We start from the raw sequence: 6,204 nt of genomic DNA, 5'->3' as shown, positions 1-6,204 counted from the left end.
AAGACATTCTAAAAAGTCATGTCTCTGGAATTTCAGCTGATGGTAAATTGATTTATCAAAATTAGAGAATAGGCTTTAGTAAATAAAGGATTGTTAGTAGCTGTTTTCTTATTGCGTTAACGGGTGCTTATCTTCAAGAAGGATGATGCCCTTTTGATATTGAAATAAAGGGCAGGAATGTTTAATAAGGTAATATTACTCTTAGGGGGGACTGATACATGAAAAATAATATTTCTCATGTTTTATTGTTTATAACAATTCTTTTACTGAGTGCTTGCAACAGTCCAAATGATGAAGTGGAAAATAAAATTGGTCCTATTATGTACGAATTTCAAGAACCTACAAAGTTTCCGTTTGAAGTAAATGATGTTTCAACAGAAATAGACATTCAGAACCCAGATTATTTACACCAATTTATCTTCTATTACTACAACGAAGAAACAACACAACAAGTCAAATATATATTGAGTAAAGAATTAGAGGAACCAAAAGACAATGAAGTATCAATATACAATAAAACAGAGTTTACACTTACAAATGGGAAGTCAGCGTATTATGAGGAAAACACTACGTCTCAATCTTTGTGGTGGGAGAGTGAAAATGGATTTCTCGCCCGATTTGTTTACTTTACAAATGGAAACAGAAGCGAATTGGGTGAATATAAGTTAGAAGCTGAAGAATTAGTTGAATTAGCAAACCAAGTACAATAATCTATGTTCAACTAAAGGGAGCGAATATTTAACAAGGAGTTGTCTATGTGGCAGCTCCTATTTTTTAAAATGGTAGTGTAGGACGTAATTAGAAAAATGAAAGCTTTGTTAGTTAGTATCATCTTGAATAGGTTGGAAAAGTTAAAGATAAACAAATATTCGAGGTGAAATAATGCAAAACAGATTTTGTAAGTACATTTTTTCAATCATAATTCTTTTTTCTTTGCTGAATTCTAACAACTATGTTCTAAAGGCAGAGGAAAAACCACCTAAAAGTGTATGTATAGAAGAAGCTAAAAAACGGTGGGAAAAGTTAAATGAGAAGGTGTTGGAAGATATAGTTAAAAGCTTTAACTTTGATTTGTCGGGTTATGAAGAAATAAAAGATGACGATTTAGATTTAAAGGAAGGTGATACTCTCTCTGGTAGCTACGATAAAATAACTTTACAACACCTATTTGTAGGTTCAAGCACTGGTGATATGAGGTTATTTCTTAAAAATGGTTTAAAAGGTGATAAGGGATATTTTCTTTATAAAAGAACAGATGGAAATAACGTAAAAAAGGCAATATCAAAAATGGGTGATATTTGGGTTGTAATGCACGTAGAGGAAGTTAATGCTAAAAAAATTAAAAGCGAACCATTCAATTGGAATAAATGTAAGTCAAAATAAAATGTGAATGATTACACTTAAACAAACGGGGGCTTATCTTCAAGAAGGATTAAGATCTTATTTATTAAAGTAAAGGGCAGGTTATTTAAGTAGTTAAAAAGGATAAAGGGGGGGGAACATAATGCTAACAGAAAAAGTTCATATTGCAGTGCCAACAGCTTTTTTTGAAGATGAATCTTTAAATATTGAAGGAACAATAAGCCATATAAGAGACCTGTATAAGCAAGGAGTAAAATCTGTTCTTGTCTCTGGAACTACTGGAGAACAGCATAGTCTACACCTCCAAGAGAAAATTAAAATAATAAACGGTTTAGAATTGGAAGAAGAACTCATTAGTAATATGGAAATTATTTTTGGGGTGGCTTCAATTAGACAGAAAGAAGCAGAGGAATTAGCTGAAAAGATTCGTCACACAAAAATATCAGGTATCATGCTTGGGTATCCACCATATGTTATACCGACACAAGAAGAAGCATTCGTTTATACAAAGAGGATTATGGACCTTAGTAATAAACCTACAATTTTATATAACAATCCAAAAAGAACTGGATTTGATTTATCAGAGAAGATTATTATTCAATTAAGTAAGATAGACTCAGTGGTTGGAATAAAAGATGCTGGAAACAAAGAAAAAGTTGAACGAATAAAAAACGTTATCCATAGAAATGATTTTTATTTTTATGCTGGTGGAGAAGTGGATTTAGAAAAAAAAGTATTACATGGATACGATCGCCTTTCTTCCATTGCTGGGAATGTTTCGCCGACAGAAATTAGTCAATGGTTTCAAAAAATGCTTATGAATCAAAAAGTAAGTAAACAAGAAAGCGAAAAAATAGAAGATATTATGAACCAAGTTTATCAAGGAAATGCTATTGTGAATTTGAAAAAAATTATTAATCAAAAGGGTATTCTAATGGGGATTTGCAGGAGTCCAATAGGTAATATTTTAGACTGATTACTAAAATGTTTATCTAATCATATAAATATTTGTGAGAATTTGGAGTAAATATTGAATATGGACTATGTGGCAGTTCCTATTGTGTTAATGCAGGATTGATAAATAAACAACAATGTAAAGTAATGTTGAAAAAGAGGTGAAAATTATTCTCATATGAATAGTTTTTACCTCTTTTTGGTGATGTACTTAGAATGAAATCTATTTTTGTTATTTTGTTGCAAATGCAACTAATATAAGTTAAATTTAGTTTATTGCATTTTTGTTGCATTTTCTACAAAAAAACATACTAAGGAGATTATTATGAAGGTAGAAATTCTACGTGAAATTGGAATGATAGCAAGGGCATTAGATTCTATAAGTAATATAGAATTTAAGGAATATGATCTTACAAAAGGGCAGTATCTGTATATTGTGAGGATATGTGAAAACCAAGGAATTATCCAAGAAAAGTTGGCAGAGATGATAAAAGTAGATCGAACAACAGCAGCTCGGGCTATAAAAAAACTTGAAGTTAATGGCTTTATTGTAAGGAAGGAAGATAAATATAACAAAAAAATTAAGAAACTGTTTCCAACAGAGAAAGGTAAAAATGTTTATCCTCTTATAAAAAGAGAAAATGATTATTCCAATACCGTTGCATTAGAAGGCTTTTCTGAAAGTGAAGAGGAAACCATCTTCAATCTTCTTCAAAGAGTAAGAAAGAACATAGAAAAAGACTGGGAATTTGTAAAAAAGGGCAACAAGAGGAATTATTGATTATTTAAAGGAGCGAGATATTGAAATGACTGCAAAAATAACAAAATGCAACCGTGATGATTTACAAATACTCCAAGAAATAAGTATTGAGACTTTCAACGACACATTCAAAGGTCAGAATTCACCTGAAAATATGAAAGCTTATTTGGAAAAGGCGTTTAATATTAAACAGTTGGAAAAGGAATTGTCGAACATATCTTCGGAGTTCTTTTTTGTTAATTTTAATAATGAAGTCGCTGGATATTTAAAGGTTAATACCCATGATGCTCAATCTGAAGAAATAGGTGATAATTCAATTGAAATTGAAAGAATTTATATAAAGAATCAATACCAAAAACATGGTTTAGGTAAATATCTGCTAAATAAAGCCATTGAAGTTGCGCTGGATCTTAATAAAAAAGAAATCTGGCTAGGAGTATGGGAAAAAAATGAAAATGCTATTGGTTTTTATAAGAGACTGGGATTTGTCCAAACTGGAGCCCACTCTTTTTATATGGGGGATGAAGAACAAACCGACTATATAATGCTCAAAAAACTCGAATAATCGGTTTCTTCAGGAAGAGTATTAATCACTAATGATAACTCAGAATACTTTTTATTTGAAATAATAACCATGCTACCTCCGTCATAATTCACCCAAAAAACAAATGATTTTTAAAAAGGTGGCCTGACTTTAATGGGTTACTAAATATCGGAAATGATTTATTAAAATCTTCAACTAACGGGATGCGAGTGTTTAACAAGGAGTTGTCGATGCGGCAGCTCCTATTGTGCTAAAGGAGCAGTTATGTGCAATAAGGTGCAGGTTAACTGACTAAGGTATTTCCAGATTTGCCAACTAAGGGGGAGAAAGAAATGAAGAAAATTTTTATATTACACTTACTTTTTGTTTTATTGCTTGTAGGTTGTAATAATGATAAAGCAATGAAACCCGACACACCAACGAATGCAGCAACATTGATGGAATTTCACATCTCAAGTCAAAATTACAGTGCTTTTCAATCGTTATTTTATGAGGGTACTGAAGAAAACGTATCTAAATCAACCTTTCAACAATTTAACGAATTAAGTACACAAGGAGCAGATTTGAAAACATATGAATTAATAACTTTCACTAATGGAGAGATGTTATTAGTTGAATTCGCACCGAAAAGCAAAGACGAAGATAAGTATAAAACTGTTAATGTCAAAGAAGTTCCAGATAGTATGAAAATATTATTTAATCAATAGTTATTCAACTAAAGGGTGCTTATTTGCAACAAGAAACGAAGACTATATTAAAGGGCAGGTTTATAGAACAAGAAGGGGGTTTGTAAAATGAGTGGATTGATAAACATATTGTTTGGTGTAGGTATTGTCTTTTTTCTATTATTTATTTTTGTAATTTTCACTAATATAAAGAATAGAAAGTAATTACTCTATAAACGGGTACAAAAGTTTAATAACGAGTGTAAATATTAACTGCTTGTGAAGTAAAACACTTAATGTAAAGGGTTCGGGTGTTGAACAAGGAGTTGTCGATGCGACAGCTTCAATTGTGTTAAAGGAGCAGTTTAATAACGAATTAAGATGCTACAATTATGATAGGAAAGAAAAAGGGAGTAATTAGGGGGAACAAAATTGGATATTGAACAAAATTTATATCAAGCAGCAAAAGAACTGATTGAAAAAAGATACCCTACTGGCTGGGGTGGTGCAGCAGCAATGTACACTAATTATGGTGAAATATTGACGAGTGTTGCTCCAGAGGTCATAAATGCTTCAACAGAGTTATGTATAGAAACAGGTGCGATTTTGGAAGCACATAAATTTAATATAAAAATTACTCATTCAATTTGTGTTGTAAGAGACGATGATAATGAAGAATTTAAGGTGCTAACTCCTTGTGGGGTCTGTCAGGAAAGATTGATTTACTGGGGAAAGGATGTAAAGGTAGCGGTATCTTCAAATGACGAACCATTACTTTTCAAAACATTAGAAGAAGTACAGCCATATCATTGGTCTAAAGCATATAAAGATGAAGAGTTGTTTGATTAACGGGTGCTTTAACGAATTAAAAATATGGTATGGAGGTAGTTATATAGGGAGAGGAAACCAATGAATACAAGTTTAAAAGAACATTTGAAAGAATTAGAGGAAAGCCATATTGGGTTGGAAGTACGCAAAAGTAGTAAAAAGTTAGATGAAATTCTTGCTGATGGTTTTTATGAAATAGGTAGTTCAGGTAGGATGTTCAGTAAAAAAGAGTGTTTAGAAAGTGGTGTTGTGTTAACTGAAATGTCGATACATAACTACGAAATACAGCAATTGGCTTCAAATGTTGTTTTATCTACTTACTTTATAACTGATAAGACTAGAAATCAAAATACAATTCGTAGTTCCATATGGAAATATATAAGTGGTAGATGGCAGCTTTATTTCCATCAAGGTACTATAACTGAATTGCAATTAAACGAAATATTGAAAGATTGATTATTTAACTAACGGGAGCGAAAACGCAACAAGCATCTGATCAATGATGGCTGATCATTTGTTATATCTTCATGACTTGAGCGGTAGAGTTTAATAAGAAAATAGAAACGTTTTATACAAGGGTGGTTTATGAATGGAAAATGAAGAACTGAAAATTTTAAAAAGGGAATTAAACAATGAAATTACAATCTTGAAAAGCGAACAAAAATCATTCAAGCGACGTGTCAGCACTATTGCTAACTTAATTGTTCCTGGAATTGGCTTTATCCTATATGGTAGCTCATATTTAAAAGCTCTTATCTCATTTATTCTTTTCATCTCATATAACTATTTATATTTTAACAATCTTAGCCCTCTAATTGGTGAAATGAGTATTGCCATTTTATATTATATTCCAGCAGTAATAATTTGGTTTGTGAGTGCAATAATGGTCGCAAGTTTGGATGACTGATTTTTCACTAAAGGGATGCGTTTTTAGAACAAGAACGAACGCTTATTTTACATAGAATAGAGTCAGAACTCTTAAATAATGGGGGATAGGATGAAAAAATTATTATATGTTTTATTCGGTATTTTAATAATTTGTATGTCTTTACTTACAGGAGCTATTATTGCGCAACATGCTCATGTGAATG

Annotated in this window: 9 protein-coding genes; all 9 read left to right on the top strand. The window is 31.5% G+C overall.

Translation table 11 applies throughout. From position 1 onward, the window contains the following. Positions 1 to 218: 218 nt before the first annotated feature. The 9 genes from FCI53_RS20845 (at position 219) to FCI53_RS20805 (ending at position 6,020) form a co-directional block, all read left to right on the top strand. On the top strand, positions 219 to 710 hold the full coding sequence (locus FCI53_RS20845; RefSeq protein WP_138420917.1) for a hypothetical protein: 492 nt from the start codon (positions 219 to 221) through the stop codon (positions 708 to 710). Between the two features lie 172 nt (positions 711 to 882). Further along, positions 883 to 1,383: a hypothetical protein gene (locus tag FCI53_RS20840; protein WP_246050176.1), complete on the top strand. Its 501-nt coding sequence runs from the start codon at positions 883 to 885 to the stop codon at positions 1,381 to 1,383. 121 nt (positions 1,384 to 1,504) lie between these two features. Beyond that, the gene (locus FCI53_RS20835) at positions 1,505 to 2,338 is read left to right on the top strand and encodes a dihydrodipicolinate synthase family protein (protein ID WP_138420916.1); all 834 of its coding nucleotides are present in this window, start codon (positions 1,505 to 1,507) and stop codon (positions 2,336 to 2,338) included. Positions 2,339 to 2,641: 303 nt separating this feature from the next. After that, positions 2,642 to 3,097 carry a MarR family winged helix-turn-helix transcriptional regulator gene (locus FCI53_RS20830; protein ID WP_138420915.1) on the top strand — a complete coding sequence of 152 codons (456 nt, stop codon included), beginning with the start codon at positions 2,642 to 2,644 and terminating at the stop codon, positions 3,095 to 3,097. 25 nt (positions 3,098 to 3,122) lie between these two features. Beyond that, the gene (gene paiA, locus FCI53_RS20825) at positions 3,123 to 3,641 is read left to right on the top strand and encodes a spermidine/spermine N(1)-acetyltransferase (RefSeq protein WP_138420914.1); all 519 of its coding nucleotides are present in this window, start codon (positions 3,123 to 3,125) and stop codon (positions 3,639 to 3,641) included. A gap of 311 nt (positions 3,642 to 3,952) precedes the next feature. Next, positions 3,953 to 4,327, top strand: coding sequence for a hypothetical protein (locus tag FCI53_RS20820; protein ID WP_138420913.1), 375 nt, complete (start codon positions 3,953 to 3,955; stop codon positions 4,325 to 4,327). 390 nt (positions 4,328 to 4,717) lie between these two features. Continuing rightward, complete coding sequence (locus FCI53_RS20815; RefSeq protein WP_138420912.1) at positions 4,718 to 5,134, top strand: cytidine deaminase; 417 nt, start codon at positions 4,718 to 4,720, stop codon at positions 5,132 to 5,134. 60 nt (positions 5,135 to 5,194) lie between these two features. Then, the gene (locus tag FCI53_RS20810) at positions 5,195 to 5,569 is read left to right on the top strand and encodes a nuclear transport factor 2 family protein (protein ID WP_138420911.1); all 375 of its coding nucleotides are present in this window, start codon (positions 5,195 to 5,197) and stop codon (positions 5,567 to 5,569) included. 133 nt (positions 5,570 to 5,702) lie between these two features. Further along, a complete protein-coding gene (locus FCI53_RS20805) occupies positions 5,703 to 6,020 on the top strand; it encodes a hypothetical protein (RefSeq protein WP_138420910.1) in 318 nt (105 codons plus the stop codon). Positions 6,021 to 6,204 lie beyond the last annotated feature (184 nt).

Source organism: Aquibacillus sediminis, assembly GCF_005870085.1.
Taxonomy (GTDB): Bacteria; Bacillota; Bacilli; order Bacillales; family Amphibacillaceae; genus Aquibacillus_E; species Aquibacillus_E sediminis.
This window is presented reverse-complemented; position numbering and strand designations above follow the sequence as displayed.

Coding starts and splice junctions, on each gene's coding strand:
- FCI53_RS20845 (WP_138420917.1), top strand. CDS start 219: ATGAAAAATAATATTTCTCATGTTTTATTGTTTATAACAATTCTTTTA.
- FCI53_RS20840 (WP_246050176.1), top strand. CDS start 883: ATGCAAAACAGATTTTGTAAGTACATTTTTTCAATCATAATTCTTTTT.
- FCI53_RS20835 (WP_138420916.1), top strand. CDS start 1,505: ATGCTAACAGAAAAAGTTCATATTGCAGTGCCAACAGCTTTTTTTGAA.
- FCI53_RS20830 (WP_138420915.1), top strand. CDS start 2,642: ATGAAGGTAGAAATTCTACGTGAAATTGGAATGATAGCAAGGGCATTA.
- paiA (WP_138420914.1), top strand. CDS start 3,123: ATGACTGCAAAAATAACAAAATGCAACCGTGATGATTTACAAATACTC.
- FCI53_RS20820 (WP_138420913.1), top strand. CDS start 3,953: ATGAAGAAAATTTTTATATTACACTTACTTTTTGTTTTATTGCTTGTA.
- FCI53_RS20810 (WP_138420911.1), top strand. CDS start 5,195: ATGAATACAAGTTTAAAAGAACATTTGAAAGAATTAGAGGAAAGCCAT.
- FCI53_RS20805 (WP_138420910.1), top strand. CDS start 5,703: ATGGAAAATGAAGAACTGAAAATTTTAAAAAGGGAATTAAACAATGAA.